Raw genomic sequence first — 16,942 nt, 5'->3', positions numbered from 1 at the left:
GGATTGTGTCAGTATTTTTTATTTAGATTGGTTTTTATGCCTCAGTTGCAGCGCTGCCCGCTTTGTTCTACCGATTGTCCCAGTAATGAGGGGGCGTGGTTTTATCGCGACTCGCGACGCGTGTATCTACGTTGCTCTTGTTGCTACCTTATTTTTGTCCCTCCAGAGTTTCATCTAACAGCTAAGCAAGAGCGAGCTGAGTATGATCTGCACGACAATCAGTCGAATGATTTGGGTTATCGACGTTTTCTTGGTCGTCTTTACGAGCCGTTAGTGGCGCGCTTAGCACCTGCAGCTAAAGGGCTGGACTTTGGTTGTGGGCCGGGCCCAACATTATCCGTTATGCTGCAAGAGGCAGGGTTCTCTGTAGCGCTTTACGATGTTTTTTATGTCCCCGACAGGGCCGTGCTTGGCGCACAGTATGACTTCATTACCGCAACTGAGGTGGTGGAGCATTTACATGACCCGCAATTACAGCTGGCCCAATTGTGGGATTGTTTGGTCGACACGGGAGTGTTGGCTATTATGACTAAGCTTGCATTAGATGCCGATGCGTTTTCTCGCTGGCATTATAAAAATGATCAAACTCATGTGTGCTTTTTCTCTCGTCAAACATTTGAGTTCTTAGCCGAAAGGTTTAATGCAACACTTGAATTTATGGCGGACGATGTCGTGTTTCTTACAAAAAATAAAACTTAATAGATTTTAATCAGTGCGAAACAGCTTCGCCCGTACCATCTCGCGGTAAGCGCTAGGTGTGGTGCCTAGTTGTTGTTTGAATAGTTCAGAGAAATAAGCGCTATCTTGGTATCCGGCTTTATCGGCAATTTCGACGATGGCCAAGTTGCTGGTCTTTAATAATTCGCGCGCAATTCTTATTCTGATTTCTCGTAAGTACGCCAGCGGTGTAGTGTCGGTCGCATGTTTGAAGCGCCGGTTGAGTGTTCGTGTGCTCATGCCAAAACGCCGCGCTAAGTCGGCAACTGTAATGACGCGAGAGTAATTGTCGTGTATCCACAGCTGGATCTGTACGATTGTTTCATCGGGATGTGGGTGACGGGTGTCTTCGTAAAATGCCGAGCTTTCATAAGAGCGCCGAATCTCGTGAGAAAAGTGACGTTCTACATGGCTGGCGACGGTCTTGCCCATCAAGCGTTGAATAAAATATACGGTTAGATCTGCCAGCGAGTTCACACTGGCGGCACAATATAGGTTGCCAGCTTGAGTAATAAAATGTTGTCGCTTGAGTTGCACGTTAGGGTAACTTTTTTGAAATTGATCAAAGTAATGCCAGTGAGTTGTGGCAACTTTGTCGTCAAGTAATCCGGCCTCAGCTAAAAAACAGCAGCCGGTGCCAACACCACAAATGGTCGCGCCGTTATGGTGCTGCTCTTTTAACCATTCAATGAGTGCTCCAGCACGACGCAATACCGGACGAGGGTTGCGCCATAGGGCAGGCAAGTAAATGATATCGTTGTGGGTGGCCTCGGACAGAGTTACATCGGGCGTCCAGCGCATTCCTGTTGGTTTGGGTAGCTGCGTGCCCGGCGCTACAGCAGTGCGCATCATAAGGTTGACGTGCGCGGCTTGAGTCGATTGATGTTTTGCTAGCTGGGCTGTTTGCAGCATTTCTAGCGGCAGTGTGGTGCCAGTGGTAAGCATCTGCTCTGACAAAACAAAAGTAATTTGGGTGATGTTGTCCGTCATGGGTAGGCCAAATAGTGTGATTTAAAGTTTAGCGGTGCAATAACGACAGTTTGGCTAGAATACCATAATATTTGGCCGGTATGACTGTGACCGTCGTTATGCATTACTTCTACACTCCGCGCTTCGTAATATCTTTCTTGTAAATGGTTTTGGAGAACGCTATGTCGCGCTTGCCGGTTATTGTTGGGTTTGGTGGATTTAACGCCGCTGGACGCAGCTCAGGTCATCACGCTTTTAAGCGAATGATCATTGAGAGCTTAAACGACGATATGCGCCAAGAGACTTTGGCGGGTTTGGCGGTGATGATGGGCTTTGTGCGTTTTGTCGCCGGTAAATGGCAAGACCTTGACGGTCAGTCGTTGACACGAGCCGAAATTGAAACAAGATTTGGTCCGGATGTCTTAGCTGGCAGTTTAATTCGCCGTATCGATCCAGCGTTTTTTGATGTTGATAGTGTGCATTGGCAAAAGGCTGTCAGCCTAAATCCCGAGAATAATAATCAGCGTTTTGTCATAAGGGCGCGTGAGTTGCCCGAGCCCTTGCCGCTTAATTGGCAGGTGACAGAGCTGGATGCGCGGCGAGTGACTGTAGAGGTAACGGGCGCGGTTGACGTTAAGATCGACAGTTATCGCGATTGCCCGGTTAAGTCGGCGGGACAATTACCGCAAGGATTTAAACCTGCAGATTTATACAATGCTCGGTTTCATCCTCGCGCGCTGCAATTGGCGGTAATCTCCGCCTCTGATGCAGTGCGTTCTATCGGTATTGATTGGGCGGATATTGTTGCCCAGATTAACCCCGATCAAGTGGGTGTATACGCCAGTAACGTTATGAGTCAGCTAGATGAGGACGGTTTTGGCGGGTTGCTGCAATCGCGTTTACGCGGTGGCCGGGTGAGTACCAAGCAGTGCCCGTTGGGGCTCAATAGCATGGTGGCCGACTTTGTAAATGCTTATATTTTAGGCAGCGTTGGTCATACGAGTGCCAATGCCGGCGCTTGTGCTTCTTTTTTATACAATCTGCGCTCAGCCGTTGAAGATATTACCAGTGGCCGTTGCCGCGTAGCCGTGGTCGGTAATGCCGAGGCGCCCATATTGCCAGAGGTTATCGACGGTTACGCGACAATGGGTGCATTGGCAAGCGAAGATAAGCTACAAAAGTTGGATGGTGATAGCGTCACCGATCTGCGCCGTTCAAGTCGTCCATTTGGCGACAACTGCGGGTTTACCATTGCAGAGTCTGGGCAGTACATTGTCTTGATGGACGATGAGCTGGCATTAACCCTCGGTGCAGATATTCACGGTGCGGTAAGTGATGTCTTTATTAATGCCGACGGCTTCAAGAAGTCTATTACCGCCCCAGGACCAGGCAACCATATTACTTTTGCCAAAGCCGTGGCGGCGGCCCGCGCGATAGTGGGCGATGAGGCGGTACGAGAGCGCTCTATGGTGCATGCGCACGGCTCAAGCACCCCGCAAAATCGCGTCACAGAGTCGCAAATTTTCGATCAAGTGGCTGCACATTTTGGTATCCAGAATTGGCCTGTAGCCGCGGTTAAAGCTTATGTAGGGCATTCGCTCTCACCGGCCAGTGCCGATCAAATGATGGCTTGCCTGGGTACTTTTAAGTATGGGGTTATCCCCGGTGTTAAAACCATTGATGCCGTAGCGGATGATGTGTATGGCGATCGTTTGCATATCCCGCTGGCGGATTTTACTCCCGAGCAGGGTATTGATGTTGCCTTTTTAAACTCCAAGGGTTTTGGCGGCAATAACGCAACCGCAAGCGTATTGGCACCGCGTGTGGTTGAGCGAATGCTGGCCAAGCGCTATGGCACGGAGACATTTGCCGAGTATAAGGCGCGTAGGGTAACCGTGCGCGCCAACGCCCAAGCTTACGATGATGCCGCCTTACGTGGCGACTTTGCCACGATTTATCGTTTTGGTGAGGGTATGATCGATGAGTCGAAGGTGGCTTTTGATGCCAGCGGTGTGCACCTGCCGGGCTTTGATAGGCCGGTATCGTTAGATATTGCTAACCGCTTCGAGGATATGGTTTAGGCGGTCGTTAAGGATCTATCGGTACGCTGTAAAAACATTTTTTTGCGTGAGTTAACGCCGATCTGCTCGGGTTGCGTAAAAGCTGCACAATAGCCCTATACAATGGCAATCGTTTCCCTTAGAATACGGCGCCTTTCGCGGTGGACTTGATCCGCTGTTGAACCTAATTTTTAAACCGTGCGTGAGCTAGGCTTACGCCAATGAAACTACAGGAAAGCTAGAATGGTAACTATTCGTCTGTCACGTGGTGGCTCTAAGAAGCGTCCTTTTTACCACTTGACCGTAACCAACAGTCGCAGTGCCCGTAATGGTCGTTTTATTGAGCGTGTAGGTTTCTTTAACCCTATCGCCCGTGGCCAAGAAGAGCGTCTGCGTGTTGATCAGGAGCGTGTCGCTCACTGGATTGGCCAAGGTGCTCAGCTGAGCGATCGCGTTGCCAAGCTGGTTAAAGAAGCCGCCTGATCACTCCTCCGGTGTCAGCAGTTACTTCTAATCTGGTTAATGTCGGGCAGGTAACCGGCGTGTTTGGTGTTAAAGGGTGGATAAAAATCCGCTCGTTCACCGAGCCCGCGACGAACCTTTTTGACTATTCGCCTTGGTGGCTTAAAACCGCCCATGGCGTTAAAACCTTTGAGATAGATGAGTATCGCGCACACGGTAAAGGTTTTGTGGCTCACATCAAAGATGTGGATGATCGCGACCTTGCGGCGCAGTACACCAACTGTGTGATTGCGGTAGAGCGTGACTTGCTGCCGTCTTTGGACGCTGGCGAATTTTATTGGCACCAGCTGCAAGATATGGCTGTTATTAGCTGTTTTGAAGGAGGCGAGAGCCGCCTTGGAACCGTTAAGAAGCTTATTGAAACAGGTGCTAACGATGTGCTGGTAGTCGCACCCGATGCTAATAGTATCGATGATCGCGAACGGCTGATCCCCTATATACCGGATCAGTTTGTTACCCACATCGACGAGGCGACAAACACCATAGAGGTGGACTGGGATCCAGCTTTCTAGGGCCGACACAGTGGGAGCCCAAGGTGCTTGAGCCAGACAGACAAGTTGTGAAAGTTGCAGTAGTAACGTTATTTCCCGAGATGCTGGCCGCCGTACGCGACCATGGCATTACCGGTCGCGCGGTAACGCGAGGCCAAGTGGAAGTGCAGTGCTGGAACCCGCGCGACTTTACCGCTGATCGTCATAATACAGTGGATGATCGCCCTTACGGTGGCGGCCCCGGTATGTTGATGAAAGTTCAACCGCTGCACGATGCGGTTGATGCGGCGAAACAATGGACGGGCGATGCCCGCGTGGTTTACCTCTCGCCTCAGGGGCAGGTGTTTAATCAGGCGGCGGCAAGCCAGATGGCGCAAAGCGGCAATTTAATACTGATTGCTGGGCGTTACGAAGGAATTGACGAGCGCCTTATTCAGGCGGTGGTTGATGAAGAGTGGTCTATCGGCGATTACGTGTTGTCTGGCGGTGAGCTGCCAGCGATGGTGTTGATTGATGCAGTCACTCGGTTGTTACCCGGTGTGTTGGGTGATGCGCAGTCAGCGGTGGAGGATTCATTCAGCGCAGGGTTGTTGGATCATCCGCATTATACGCGCCCCGAGGTGCTCGATGGCGTGACGGTACCGGCTATATTGTTGTCCGGTGACCATGAAAAAATTCGGCGTTGGCGCTTACAACAAGCGCTGGGGCGAACCTGGCAAAGACGGCCAGATTTGTTGCAAAACAAAAACTTAACTGAGGAACAGCAGGCGCTGTTGACGGACTTTCGTCGAGACCTTGATAACGATTGATTCTAGCTGTGAAGCTACAAACTCTTTAGGAGAATGGAAATGACTAACAAAATCATTCAAGAGCTCGAAAACGAACAGCTCAAACAAGATATCCCTAGCTTTTCGCCAGGTGATACCGTTGTTGTTCAGGTTAAAGTGACTGAAGGCACTCGCGAGCGTCTGCAGGCATACGAAGGTGTTGTTATTGCTATCCGTAGCCGTGGCCTGCACTCTGCTTTCACCGTGCGTAAAATATCTCACGGCGTTGGTGTTGAGCGTACCTTCCAGACTCACAGCCGTCAGATTGACAGCATTGCTGTTAAACGCCGCGGTGATGTGCGTCAAGCTAAGCTTTACTACTTGCGTGATCTTACCGGTCGTGCCGCACGTATTAAAGAAAAGTTGGGCGCATAAGCGTTCGATACATAAAGCGCACGGTTTGCTACGTGCGTTTTGTATAAAAAAAGCCGATGTGGGAAACTACATCGGCTTTTTTTATGGCGCTATATTGCTGATAACCTATCGTCTTAACGGCCTCCTTTGTTCGCTTAAATGGGAATGTAACAATTATGACATCTCAGCCTTTGTCGGCTGCCGATACGGCAGTGATTGATGCTTATCTCGATCGCGTCTGGCTGGAAAAAGGCTTGTCTGAAAATTCGCTAGCAAGTTATCGTCGCGACTTGCAGGGCTTTGCTCGATACCTCGCCGCCGCCCAAAGCACTCTAGCGGCACCTTTGACTGGCCAGCAGGTGTTGGCATACCTCGCGTGGCGCCACGCGAAAAAATACAGCAGTCGCTCTACTGCTAGGCTGTTATCTTGTTTGCGAGGCTTTTATCGCGATCAAGTGCGCGAGGGGTTGCAAGAGCTCGACCCGTTGGTGGGGATCGAAAGTCCTAAGCTGCCCAAGTCGTTGCCTAAACTTTTAACCGAGCTTGATGTCGAAGCGCTGCTCAATGCTCCGGATGTAGGTGACCCGATAGGCTTGCGCGACCGGGCCATGCTTGAGGTGCTCTACGCTTGCGGGTTGCGGGTATCTGAGCTGATCGGTCTGACTTTAACCTTGTTGAATCTGCGTCAAGGTGTCGTTAAGGTGATGGGGAAGGGCAGTAAAGAGCGCTTGGTACCCTTGGGTGAAGAGGCGAGTTTCTGGCTGACGCGTTATATGCACGAGGCGCGACCATTATTGCTGGCGGATCAATCCTCAGAGGTATTGTTTCCGAGCAGCCGAAAACAAATGATGACACGTCAGACATTTTGGCATCGAATTAAATACTGGGCCCAGGTGGCGGGTATCGACAAGCCGTTATCACCGCATACCCTGCGCCATGCCTTTGCGACGCATTTGTTAAATCATGGCGCCGATTTAAGGGTAGTGCAATTGTTGCTGGGGCACAGCGATCTCTCCACTACCCAGATATATACCCATGTGGCTCAAGCTCGCATGCAAGAGCTGCATCAAAAACACCACCCTCGAGGCTAAGCCCAGGGTGGTATTTGTATGATAAACTGGTTCCAGTAAAGTAACTGGGCCAACACCCTAGCGAGTAGAGTTTATGATTTCAAAAGTGACTAAATACGGTTTGGCGCTGGGTTTGTCCGCGACCCTAGCAACCGGTGTGTACGCCCAAGAGCCCAACACATCAGAGTCTGCAAACCCAGAGGCGGCTATTAAGGCGAGTCTTGAGAAGCTCACCAGCGGTGCTCAGTTGGGTGAAATTCGCCCGTCTGTCATCGACGGTCTGTATAACGTTCAAATTATTGGCGGGCCGGCGGTGATTATCTCGGCTGACGGTAAGCACGTTATTATGGGTGAAGTTTTTGATGTGACTGACTCGGGGCTGGCTCCAGTACAGGATCCATACCTGCTTAATAGCCGGCGTGAGTTTGTCGCAAGTTTGGGTGAAAAAGAGAGTATTAAGTTTGCCCCAGACGGTGAGACAAAGCATGTAGCCTATGTGTTTACGGATGTCGATTGTGGCTATTGTCGGCGTTTGCACAGCCAAATGCACAGCTACAACGAGATGGGCGTTAATAAACCTGGCTATAATGATTTAGGTATCGAAATTCGCTATTTGGCCTACCCGCGAGCAGGGGCTAACAGCCCGTCGGCGGCTAAGCTTGAAAGTGCCTGGTGTGCAGATGACCAGCCCGCCGCTCTAGATAAATTAAAAAACCTTGAAACGGTGTCTGCGGCTACTTGCGAGGCCAGTCCAGTAGAAAAACAATATCTTAAAGGTGGCGAGATGGGAGTAACAGGTACTCCGGCAATTTTGTTGCCCGATGGCCGTTTGTTTGTTGGCTATCAGCCACCTGAGCAACTGTTGCAAACTATCAAGAGTAAATAGCTATCCTTTCTTGTTGGCGGGTTAATATCCCGCCAGTACCCCCTTGTCCAGCAATTGACAGCAACCTTCGCTCTGAGTAAGGTTGCCGTCTTTTGTTGGTATAGAACATCATGATTAAGAGGAGTTGATATTGAAACCGGTCAGATTAGGTATCTGCGGTCTAGGGACCGTAGGCAGTGGCACTGTAAATGTATTGGCGCGTAATCAGCGCGTTATTAATGCCCGCGCCGGTAGCGATATTATTGTCGAGCAGGTGGGTGCGCGACGAGATAATCCGCACTGCGATATGACTACTCTAAACGTTACCCGCGATGTGTTTGATGTGGCAACTAACCCCAATGTGGATGTCGTAGTCGAACTGATGGGCGGTGTAACTGTTGCTCGGGACTTAATTTTAACCGCGATTGAGAATGGCAAACACGTGGTTACCGCCAATAAAGCGCTAATTGCCGAACACGGTAACGAGATCTTTGCCGCCGCCGATAAAAAAGGTGTCACGGTTGCTTTTGAAGCAGCGGTAGCGGGTGGTATCCCTATTATTAAATCGATTCGTGAAGGCTTAGCCGCTAACCGTATCGAATGGTTGGCAGGCATTATCAACGGTACCGGTAATTTCATCTTGACCGAGATGCGTGATAAGGGTCGTGAATTTGCCGATGTATTGGCCGAGGCTCAAGAGCTAGGTTACGCTGAAGCTGATCCAACCTTTGATGTCGAAGGTATTGATGCTGCACATAAATTGGTCATTTTGGCTTCTATGTCGTTTGGTATTCCACTACAGTTTGAGAAAGTGTTTACCGAAGGCATTAGTAAAATTGAGCCAGTAGATGTCGCCTACGCCGATGAGCTTGGTTACCGTATTAAGCATTTAGGTATTGCTCGTCGTACGGCCGATGGCATCGAACTGCGTGTGCATCCAACCTTGATACCCGCTAAGCAGCAGCTGGCCAATGTCGATGGTGTGATGAACGCTATTATGGTGAAAGGCGATGCCGTAGGGCCGACCATGTATTACGGTGCTGGCGCCGGCGCCGAGCCGACCGCATCATCAGTGATTGCCGATATTGTCGATGTTGCTCGCACCTTGACCGCCAACCCAGAGCATCGAGTGCCACACTTGGGCTTTCATCAAAGCAGCTTAGGTGAAGATAAAATCTTACCTATTGAAGATATTGAAACCGCCTACTACTTGCGTATGTCAGCACTTGATAAGCCTGGTGTTTTATCGCAGGTAGCGACTATCTTGAGTGATTCTGGTATCAGTATTGAGGCTTTGATTCAAAAAGAAGCGCCTGATGATGAAGAAATTGTACCGCTAATTTTGCTAACCAACCGTGCTGTCGAGAAAAACTTAGCGACCGCTATTAGTAAAATTGAAGCACTCAGCTCAATCACCGGTTCTATTACCCGTATCCGACTGGAGCCGTTAAAATAAACGGGCGGCACTGTTCGCCTTTTTTACTGGACATTTTAATCAGGTTACTCGCGTGAAATATATCAGCACCCGCGGCCAAGCGCCCGCATTGTCATTCGAAGAAGTCGTGCTTACAGGCTTAGCCCCCGATGGCGGCCTGTACGTGCCCGAAACATTGCCCGAATTTAGCGCCGAAGAGATCGCCAGCTGGGCAGGCTTATCTTATCAAGAGCTTGCGTTTAAAGTGGTATCGCCGTTTGTTGATGGCGCGGTACCTGATGCCGATCTGAAAAAAATTATTGCCGACTCTTACGCAACGTTTCGTCATTCGGCCATTGCGCCGCTGATTCAAACCGGCCATAACGAGTGGATTTTAGAGTTGTTCCAAGGCCCGACCTTGGCCTTTAAAGATTTCGCATTACAGTTTTTGGGCAACTTACTGGATTACATTCTAAAAAAACGTAATCAAAAAGTGGTTGTGATGGGGGCTACATCTGGAGATACCGGTTCTGCTGCGATCGAAGGTTGTCGGCATTGCGATAATGTCGATATTTTTATTTTGCATCCGCATAATCGTGTGTCCAATGTGCAGCGCCGCCAAATGACGACGGTACTAGAAGACAATGTTCACAATATTGCTTTAGACGGCAACTTTGATGATTGTCAGAACATGGTAAAGGCCAGTTTTGCCGATCAATCGTTTTTACCGGACGGCCGACAGTTAGTGGCGGTAAACTCTATTAACTGGGCGCGTATCATGGCCCAGATCGTCTACTACTTTTATGCCTCTTTGGCGTTAGGTGGTCCCGCACGTCCGATTTCGTTTGCCGTGCCTACGGGTAACTTTGGCGATATTTTTGCCGGTTATCTCGCTAAGCGTATGGGCTTGCCTATCGATCAGCTGGTGATTGCTACCAATAGCAACGATATCTTACATCGGGCGATCAGCGCTAATGACCTTAGCAAGCAACAATTGCAGCACACCTTGTCACCCAGTATGGACATCATGGTATCGAGCAATTTTGAGCGTATGCTGTTTGATTTGTACGATCGCGACGGTGCGACCATTGCGCAAATGATGGAAGATTTTAAATCTGGTGAAATGCACCTTGATGAGAAAGCTCTAGAGCGCGCCCGTGGATTGTTTGCCAGCCACAGAGTTGATGACGAACGCATGCTGGAAGTGATTCGTGACGTGTTTGAAAGTACTGAGTATCTGCTCGATCCGCACACCGCTATTGGTGTAGAAGCGGCCCGAGTAACGCGTCGCGATCAAAACGTACCAATGGTGTGTTTGGCTACAGCTCATCCGGCTAAATTTCCTGAAGCCGTGCAAAAGGCTGGTCAAACCGAAGATCCCGCCTTGCCGCATCACATGGCCGACTTGTTTGAGCGCGAAGAGCGCTACGAAGTATTACCCAACGATACTGAGACAGTGCATAAATTTATGGCAGGGCACTTGGCCTGCTAATAAGCATAAGCACATACAAAAAAGGGAGCTTCGGCTCCCTTTTTTGTATGTCGCAGTACCTTACTAAAAACAAAAGCGTGTTCGATAACACGACCCAGCGCCGTATATAATGATGCGGCCAATAACAGTATGGGAGCCGAACCTTACGTGAATAAATTGATAAAACGCCGCCCGCCTGCCGCCGAATTTAGTAGTGCCAATATAGCGCCGTTACTGACTCGTATCTACAGTGCCCGCGGCGTAACTGATGAGTGCCAGTTGCGGTTAACGCTGAACGAATTATTAAAGCCCAACATGAAAGGCTTACCAGAGGCCGCCAGCCTCTTGGCCGATGCGGTAGTAGCCGATGCTCGAATTTTAATTGTGGGCGATTTTGATGCCGATGGTGCAACCAGTTCGGCTTTGGCAGTGTTGGCATTAACAGCGATGGGTGCCCACCACATTGATTTTTTAGTGCCTAATCGGTTCGAGTATGGTTACGGCTTAACGCCAGAGATCGTCGCAGTAGCGGCCGAGCGTGAACCGGATTTAATTGTCACGGTTGATAACGGCATCTCCAGCATTGAGGGCGTCGCGGCGGCACAAGCGTTGGGCATTGCGGTACTGGTAACCGATCACCATTTGCCTGGTGCGCAATTACCCAATGCCGATGCGATTGTTAACCCCAATCAACCGGGTTGTGGATTTCCCAGTAAAAATCTAGCGGGTGTGGGCGTTATTTTCTATGTCTTAAATGCCTTGCGCCGCGAGCTGGGCAATATTGGCTGGTTTGTTGAAGCGGGTATTACAGAGCCTAACATGGCACAGTTTCTTGATTTGGTAGCACTGGGTACCGTTGCCGATGTAGTGCCGCTCGATCACAATAATCGTATTTTGGTAGAGCAGGGGTTACTGCGTATCCGCGCTGGAGTTGCCCGGCCGGGGATCATGGCGCTGTTAGAGGTGGCTGGACGTAGTTGCGAGAGTTTGGTGGCGGCTGACTTAGGTTTTGCCATAGGGCCGCGCTTAAATGCAGCCGGTCGGCTAGATGATATGAGCATTGGCATTCAGTGTTTATTAAGTGACGACTTTTTAGCCGCACGGGAGTTGGCAGTTGCGTTAGACGATTTTAATCGTGACCGCAAAGCCATTGAGAGCGGAATGCAGCGCGAAGCATTACAGATGCTTGAGGGTTTGAATGTCGAGGCGGACGGGGAGCTACCCTGGGGGCTGTGCTTGTACGATGGTCGCTGGCACCAAGGCGTGATTGGCATTCTCGCCTCGCGCATTAAAGATCGTCATCACCGCCCGGTGATTGTGTTTGCCGATGCTGATGACGGTCTCAGCATTAAAGGTTCGGCGCGCTCGATACCGGGACTGCATATTCGCGATGCTCTAGATGCTGTGGCGGCGCAGCACCCAGACCTGCTGCATAAGTTTGGTGGTCACGCTATGGCCGCGGGTATGAGCCTTGCTAAAGATGACTTTAACGCGTTTGCCAGCGCCTTTGATGCCGAGGTTCGCCGTCAACTTAGCAACGACGATTTACAGGCAGTGGTGCTTAGTGACGGTGCGTTAAGCGAGGCCGAATTTAGCTTGCCGTTAGCACAGCAATTACGTGCGGCAGGGCCTTGGGGGCAACATTTCCCCGAACCCTTGTTTGACGGCGAGTTTAAGTTAGTGCAGCAGCGTATTGTGGGAGAGAAGCATTTAAAGCTGGTGTTAGCGCACCAAGCTAACGATCAAACGGTGATCGACGCGATTGCCTTTAATGTCGATTTAGATGTTTGGCCTAGCTCAACAACGACTCGAGTGCGGGCCGCGTTTAAGTTAGACGTCAATGAATACCGCGGCCGGCAGTCGCTGCAGTTGTTGTTAGATTATATCGAGCCGTTGGATTAAGACCGTAGATTTAAAGCAGCGGCTCTAACAAGGGCCAGACATTATCCAACAGTTTGGGTTGTGCCGAAGCATTTGCATGAATGCCGTCGTTTTGCATCAGCTCGGAATCAAGCGCAATTCCTTGCAGTAAAAAAGGTACCAGTGCCACCTTAAAGCGCTCGGCCAGTTCAGGGTACATGGCGGAAAATGTTTGGGTATAGCGTGCACCGTAATTAGGAGGAATTTGCATGCCTACTAATAGCACTGTGGCGCTAGCGGCTTGCGTTTTTTGGATGATATTGGCTAGATTTTGTCGCATTAGCTTGATTGGTTGGCCGCGTAAACCATCGTTACCGCCAAGCTCGACAATCACAATCTCGGGCTGATGCGCTTTTAACAGTTTATCCAACCGCGCTAAGCCACCGCGAGTGGTTTCGCCACTGACACTGGCGTTAATCACCTGATAGTGTGCGGTTGCCTCATTTTGGGTTACTCGCTCACGCAGCAGTTGTACCCAGCCCTCATTTAAATCAAAACCATAACCGGCACTTAAGCTGTCACCTAAAACAATAATTGTAGGTGTTTGCGCTCGAGTATTTAATGCAATGGTTAGCAGTAATATTATGCCTAACAAGCGGCGTAAGAGACAAAAGATAACAGTGGAATGCATAAATAGATGGCCTAAATAGTGAGTCTGTTAGCCTACCGCAGTGGCACCTTGCGGGCAATCATTCGCGCAGCCGGTCACAAGTGGACGTGAGTCGTGTATTCTTTGCTACTGAGCTCGCTTTGTCTGCAGGTTATGCTGTTAATAATCACAACGGGAATGTATTGGCCTGCGCGCAACAATTTGATTAAATTTTATTAAGAGAACCGCTATGCAAGATATTATCAGCGCTCAAGGGCTAACCAAAACCGTGACCACTGCGGCCGGCGAGTTGACTATTTTAAAAGATATTTCCCTCGCAGTAGCCCCTGGTGAGTCGCTGGCAATTACTGGTGCCTCGGGCTCGGGTAAGTCTACTTTACTTGGCTTGCTGGCGGGGCTGGATGTGCCGAGTGCTGGGTTGGTCACTTTGGCGGGTAATGATTTGACGGCGCTGGATGAAGAGGGGCGGGCGGCGTTACGAGCGCGTCATGTGGGCTTTGTGTTTCAGTCGTTTCAATTGTTACCAGGATTAACCGCGCTTGAAAACGTCATGTTGCCACTGGAGTTGCGCGGCCAAAAGGGGGCAGAAGCGGCTGCTAAAGAGTATCTCAGCCGAGTTGGCTTAGCTGAGCGGGTTGGACATTCCCCGCCCCAGTTGTCCGGTGGTGAGCAACAGCGAGTGGCTATTGCTCGGGCTTTTGCGTGTGAGCCCGAAATATTATTTGCCGATGAGCCTACTGGTAATCTCGATAGCGCTACAGGTCAAACCATCAACGATTTATTGTTTGGTTTAAACGCCGACGCCGGCACCACCTTGATATTAATTACCCATGAACAACGTCTGGCCGAGCGCTGCCAGCGTCACATCCAAATGGCTGGCGGTGAACTTATTAAGGGTGCGGATATAGAGGTGGCATCGTGCTAGCACTGCGATTGTTATGGCGCAATTGTCGCGCGGGTGAAATCAAATTATTGGCAACGGCCATTATGTTGTCGGTGGCGGTAGTCAGCACCATCGCAGTTTTTACCGATCGTTTAGAGTCGACTTTACTTGAGCAAAGTAACTCATTGTTGGGGGCCGATAAGCTTGTCGCTAGTAATCGTTTGCCCGAGCCCGCGTGGCAAACACAGGCAGCGACCGAGGGCATCGAGCAAAGCCGCGTGGCTTATTTTGCATCTATGGTGTTTGCCGGTGATGAAATGCACTTGGCTGCAGTTAAAGCGGTGGAGGCTAATTACCCGTTGCGTGGGTACATTGATTTAAGTCAAACCGCGTTCGCGATTGATAATGCCCAGATAGAGCGAGCCAGTGGTGTGCCAGCAGAAGGCGAGGTTTGGGTCGATTCGCGTTTGTTGCCATTACTGAATATCGAGTTGGGCGATGAGCTGCAAGTGGGTGAGCGGTCGCTAAAAACGACGCGAGTGATTATTGATGAGCCCGACGGTAGCGGCCCCTTTAGTGTTATGGGGGCTCGGGTAATGATGAACTGGGCAGACCTTGTCAGCACTGATGTAATTCAGCCGGGCAGTCGGGTCGAATATCAATGGTTACTGGCCGCCGAGCCGGCCCTATTGACCGATTTTATGGCATGGCTTGAGCCTGAGTTGTCCGAACACGAGGAGGTGATGGACATCGAGAATGCTCAACGCCGTTTGCAGGGCACGTTGCAAACCGGTCGTCGCTTTTTGGTGTTAGCGGCTATTATGGGTGTACTGTTGGCCGGTGTGGCTATTGCCTTAGCGGCGCGGCAGTTTGCCGAGCGGCACATTGCACCGGTGGCTTTACTAAAAAGCTTGGGCTCATCGACCAAACAAATACGTTATTTATATATTGCACAATTGGTGATGTTGGCATTTGCGGCCTCGTTAGTTGGTTTGTTGTTGGGCGGTGTTCTGCAAACACTGGTCGCCGAGGCGGTGGTGCGTTTGTATCAAGTGGTGATGGCGCCTGCCAGTGTTAGTAGTTATGTGTTGAGTTTTGTTAGTGGCCCGTTAGCGCTGCTGGGGTTTGCTTTACCGGCACTGTGGTTTTTACCGACCGTACCGCCGGTAAAAGTATTGCGCTCAGAATTGGTGGTTAAAACCAGTGCGGTTGTTTGGCAAGTGTTGGCGGCCAGTGTTGTGCTGGTGGTTTTGATTGCGGTGTTTAGTCGTAACCTGACGCTGGCATTAACGGTTATTGCCGCACTTGCCGTGGTTGCGTTGTTGGCCGTGGGGTTGGCCTACGGACTGTTGCTCAGTGGGCGTAAATTAGGCTCGCAAGCGGGCAGCTATTGGCGTTTAGCGTGGGCAAGTATTCAACGTCGACGCGCAGCTAGTGTTTTACAGGTTGTGGTATTTGCCACCGCCATGATGTTACTTTTAACGTTAACGGTGGTGCGTACTTCTTTAATTGATGAGTGGCAAGTCAAGGTACCCGACAACGCCCCGAATCATTTTTTACTTAATATTGCTCCTGCAGAAGTAGACGCCTTTGGCCAGCTGTTAAACGAAAATCAATTAACAATCGAACAGCTTTACCCGATGGTACGAGGCCGACTGACCCAGATCAATGGCCAACCTAAGTCACAAGATGCCCTTAACCGCGAAGCGCAACTTACCTGGAGCCAAACATTAGCAGCTAACAATGAGTTAGTAGAGGGGCAGTGGTGGGACGCATGGCAAAGAACGGAGATTGAGTTACCCGGTGTTTCAGTCGAGGTAGAAGTCGCCGAACGGTTGGGTATTAAGCTGGGCGATAAGTTGACGTTTTCTATTGGTGGGTTGGTGGCCGAGGCGCAAGTGGCAAGCTTGCGATCGTTGCAGTGGGAATCTTTACAGCCCAATTTTTACTTTATATTTGAGCCGGGCGCATTAGATGATTACTCGCCCATGTATATGACCAGTGTCTATTTGGCCCCCGAGAAAAAACGTTTTATTAATGCCTTGCTAACACGCTACCCGACAATAGTCGTGGTTGAGTTAGACCGTATTATCAATCAGATTAGAACCATCATTGCACAAGTCAGTGATGGCGTACAGATGGTGCTGATAATGGTTTTGCTTGGCGGCTGTTTGGTGTTGATGGCGGCCGTTAGTGGCAGCCTTGAGAGCCGTAAGCAAGAGGTCGGTTTGTTGCGTACCTTGGGCGCCAGCCGGCGTTTAATGCTGGGCAGTGTATTGGTTGAGTTTGGTTTGCTTGGTTTAGCGTCGGGGCTAATTGCCGTGCTCGCCTCCGAGGTGTTATTGCTAGGCCTACAAGTGTTTGTATTTGATGTGCCGGTGCAGCCGCATTATTGGTACTGGTTGGGCTCGCCGTTGGCAGGTGCTGTGTTGGTTGGTTTACTCGGGGCCTTTAGTTGTCGACGAGCGGTAGTGACACCGCCGGCCATTATTCTGCGTGAAGCGCAGTAGCGATACGGCTTTATGAATTATATATTTTTTATTGACGATTAAGCTCTATTAGGGCTATTCTTTGTTAAGAGTTGCTGTCTATTCAGATGTGGCTCTTAAGCAGGGCGTATGCAAGGCATCGCCGCTGCGTATTATATTGCTATAAGTAAAACTTTTCATTTGATTAATGGATACGTTGGCTCACCATGTGAGCAAGGATAAACGGATATGTCATGGATAGTATCACCCCATTCTCTCTGCGCATCTTATTGCTCTTGTG

15 protein-coding genes are annotated in these 16,942 nt (G+C 50.2%); 13 read left to right on the top strand and 2 right to left on the bottom strand.

From position 1 onward, the window contains the following. Positions 1–36 precede the first annotated feature (36 nt). Positions 37–699, top strand: coding sequence for a class I SAM-dependent methyltransferase (locus GILYN3_RS07425; RefSeq protein ID WP_049722250.1), 663 nt, complete (start codon positions 37–39; stop codon positions 697–699). Positions 700–705: 6 nt separating this feature from the next. Here GILYN3_RS07425 and GILYN3_RS07420 read toward each other — a convergent pair whose 3' ends face one another. Next, the gene (locus GILYN3_RS07420; protein ID WP_232305526.1) at positions 706–1,707 is read right to left on the bottom strand and encodes a GlxA family transcriptional regulator; all 1,002 of its coding nucleotides are present in this window, start codon (positions 1,705–1,707) and stop codon (positions 706–708) included. Positions 1,708–1,868: 161 nt separating this feature from the next. On the opposite strand from GILYN3_RS07420, the gene GILYN3_RS07415 reads away from it, so the two are divergent. The 10 genes from GILYN3_RS07415 to recJ all read left to right on the top strand — a co-directional run bounded on the left by GILYN3_RS07415 (position 1,869) and on the right by recJ (position 12,662). Then, entirely contained in the window at positions 1,869–3,767 is a 1,899-nt protein-coding gene (locus GILYN3_RS07415; RefSeq protein ID WP_049722249.1) for a beta-ketoacyl synthase, read from the top strand. 222 nt (positions 3,768–3,989) lie between these two features. Further along, on the top strand, positions 3,990–4,229 hold the full coding sequence (gene rpsP, locus GILYN3_RS07410) for a 30S ribosomal protein S16 (RefSeq protein WP_049722248.1): 240 nt from the start codon (positions 3,990–3,992) through the stop codon (positions 4,227–4,229). Positions 4,230–4,240: 11 nt separating this feature from the next. After that, positions 4,241–4,780 carry a ribosome maturation factor RimM gene (gene rimM, locus GILYN3_RS07405; protein ID WP_049722247.1) on the top strand — a complete coding sequence of 180 codons (540 nt, stop codon included), beginning with the start codon at positions 4,241–4,243 and terminating at the stop codon, positions 4,778–4,780. Positions 4,781–4,827: 47 nt separating this feature from the next. Beyond that, positions 4,828–5,568, top strand: a complete 741-nt coding sequence (trmD, locus tag GILYN3_RS07400; protein ID WP_049722246.1) for a tRNA (guanosine(37)-N1)-methyltransferase TrmD — start codon at positions 4,828–4,830, stop codon at positions 5,566–5,568. 33 nt (positions 5,569–5,601) lie between these two features. Further along, the gene (gene rplS / locus GILYN3_RS07395) at positions 5,602–5,961 is read left to right on the top strand and encodes a 50S ribosomal protein L19 (protein WP_269745923.1); all 360 of its coding nucleotides are present in this window, start codon (positions 5,602–5,604) and stop codon (positions 5,959–5,961) included. Between the two features lie 155 nt (positions 5,962–6,116). Further along, on the top strand, positions 6,117–7,031 hold the full coding sequence (xerD, locus tag GILYN3_RS07390) for a site-specific tyrosine recombinase XerD (protein ID WP_049722244.1): 915 nt from the start codon (positions 6,117–6,119) through the stop codon (positions 7,029–7,031). A 73-nt stretch (positions 7,032–7,104) separates the two neighbouring features. After that, positions 7,105–7,896, top strand: coding sequence for a thioredoxin fold domain-containing protein (locus tag GILYN3_RS07385; RefSeq protein WP_049722243.1), 792 nt, complete (start codon positions 7,105–7,107; stop codon positions 7,894–7,896). A gap of 130 nt (positions 7,897–8,026) precedes the next feature. Next, the gene (locus tag GILYN3_RS07380; RefSeq protein WP_049722242.1) at positions 8,027–9,331 is read left to right on the top strand and encodes a homoserine dehydrogenase; all 1,305 of its coding nucleotides are present in this window, start codon (positions 8,027–8,029) and stop codon (positions 9,329–9,331) included. Positions 9,332–9,383: 52 nt separating this feature from the next. After that, positions 9,384–10,781 carry a threonine synthase gene (thrC, locus tag GILYN3_RS07375; protein ID WP_049722241.1) on the top strand — a complete coding sequence of 466 codons (1,398 nt, stop codon included), beginning with the start codon at positions 9,384–9,386 and terminating at the stop codon, positions 10,779–10,781. Positions 10,782–10,928: 147 nt separating this feature from the next. After that, a complete protein-coding gene (recJ, locus tag GILYN3_RS07370) occupies positions 10,929–12,662 on the top strand; it encodes a single-stranded-DNA-specific exonuclease RecJ (protein ID WP_408606304.1) in 1,734 nt (577 codons plus the stop codon). A gap of 10 nt (positions 12,663–12,672) precedes the next feature. Here recJ and GILYN3_RS07365 read toward each other — a convergent pair whose 3' ends face one another. Further along, positions 12,673–13,311, bottom strand: a complete 639-nt coding sequence (locus GILYN3_RS07365; protein WP_049722240.1) for an arylesterase — start codon at positions 13,309–13,311, stop codon at positions 12,673–12,675. Positions 13,312–13,519: 208 nt separating this feature from the next. On the opposite strand from GILYN3_RS07365, the gene GILYN3_RS07360 reads away from it, so the two are divergent. Both GILYN3_RS07360 and GILYN3_RS07355 read left to right on the top strand, forming a co-directional pair. Then, a complete protein-coding gene (locus GILYN3_RS07360; protein ID WP_049722239.1) occupies positions 13,520–14,215 on the top strand; it encodes an ABC transporter ATP-binding protein in 696 nt (231 codons plus the stop codon). After that, on the top strand, positions 14,209–16,683 hold the full coding sequence (locus GILYN3_RS07355; protein WP_049722238.1) for an ABC transporter permease: 2,475 nt from the start codon (positions 14,209–14,211) through the stop codon (positions 16,681–16,683). The genes GILYN3_RS07360 and GILYN3_RS07355 overlap by 7 nt, the downstream gene beginning before the upstream one ends. Positions 16,684–16,942: the final 259 nt, after the last annotated feature.

Source organism: Gilvimarinus polysaccharolyticus, from assembly GCF_001187555.1.
GTDB classification, from domain to species: Bacteria; Pseudomonadota; Gammaproteobacteria; order Pseudomonadales; family Cellvibrionaceae; genus Gilvimarinus; species Gilvimarinus polysaccharolyticus.
The sequence above is the reverse complement of the archived record's forward strand: the minus strand, read 5'-3'. Positions and strand labels throughout refer to the sequence as shown.

What these genes read in the sequence shown, in the direction of transcription:
- GILYN3_RS07425 (WP_049722250.1), top strand. Translation starts at nt 37, where the DNA reads ATGCCTCAGTTGCAGCGCTGCCCGCTTTGTTCTACCGATTGTCCCAGT.
- GILYN3_RS07420 (WP_232305526.1), bottom strand. Translation starts at nt 1,707, where the DNA reads ATGACGGACAACATCACCCAAATTACTTTTGTTTTGTCAGAGCAGATG.
- GILYN3_RS07415 (WP_049722249.1), top strand. Translation starts at nt 1,869, where the DNA reads ATGTCGCGCTTGCCGGTTATTGTTGGGTTTGGTGGATTTAACGCCGCT.
- rpsP (WP_049722248.1), top strand. Translation starts at nt 3,990, where the DNA reads ATGGTAACTATTCGTCTGTCACGTGGTGGCTCTAAGAAGCGTCCTTTT.
- rplS (WP_269745923.1), top strand. Translation starts at nt 5,602, where the DNA reads ATGGAAATGACTAACAAAATCATTCAAGAGCTCGAAAACGAACAGCTC.
- xerD (WP_049722244.1), top strand. Translation starts at nt 6,117, where the DNA reads ATGACATCTCAGCCTTTGTCGGCTGCCGATACGGCAGTGATTGATGCT.
- GILYN3_RS07385 (WP_049722243.1), top strand. Translation starts at nt 7,105, where the DNA reads ATGATTTCAAAAGTGACTAAATACGGTTTGGCGCTGGGTTTGTCCGCG.
- GILYN3_RS07365 (WP_049722240.1), bottom strand. Translation starts at nt 13,311, where the DNA reads ATGCATTCCACTGTTATCTTTTGTCTCTTACGCCGCTTGTTAGGCATA.
- GILYN3_RS07360 (WP_049722239.1), top strand. Translation starts at nt 13,520, where the DNA reads ATGCAAGATATTATCAGCGCTCAAGGGCTAACCAAAACCGTGACCACT.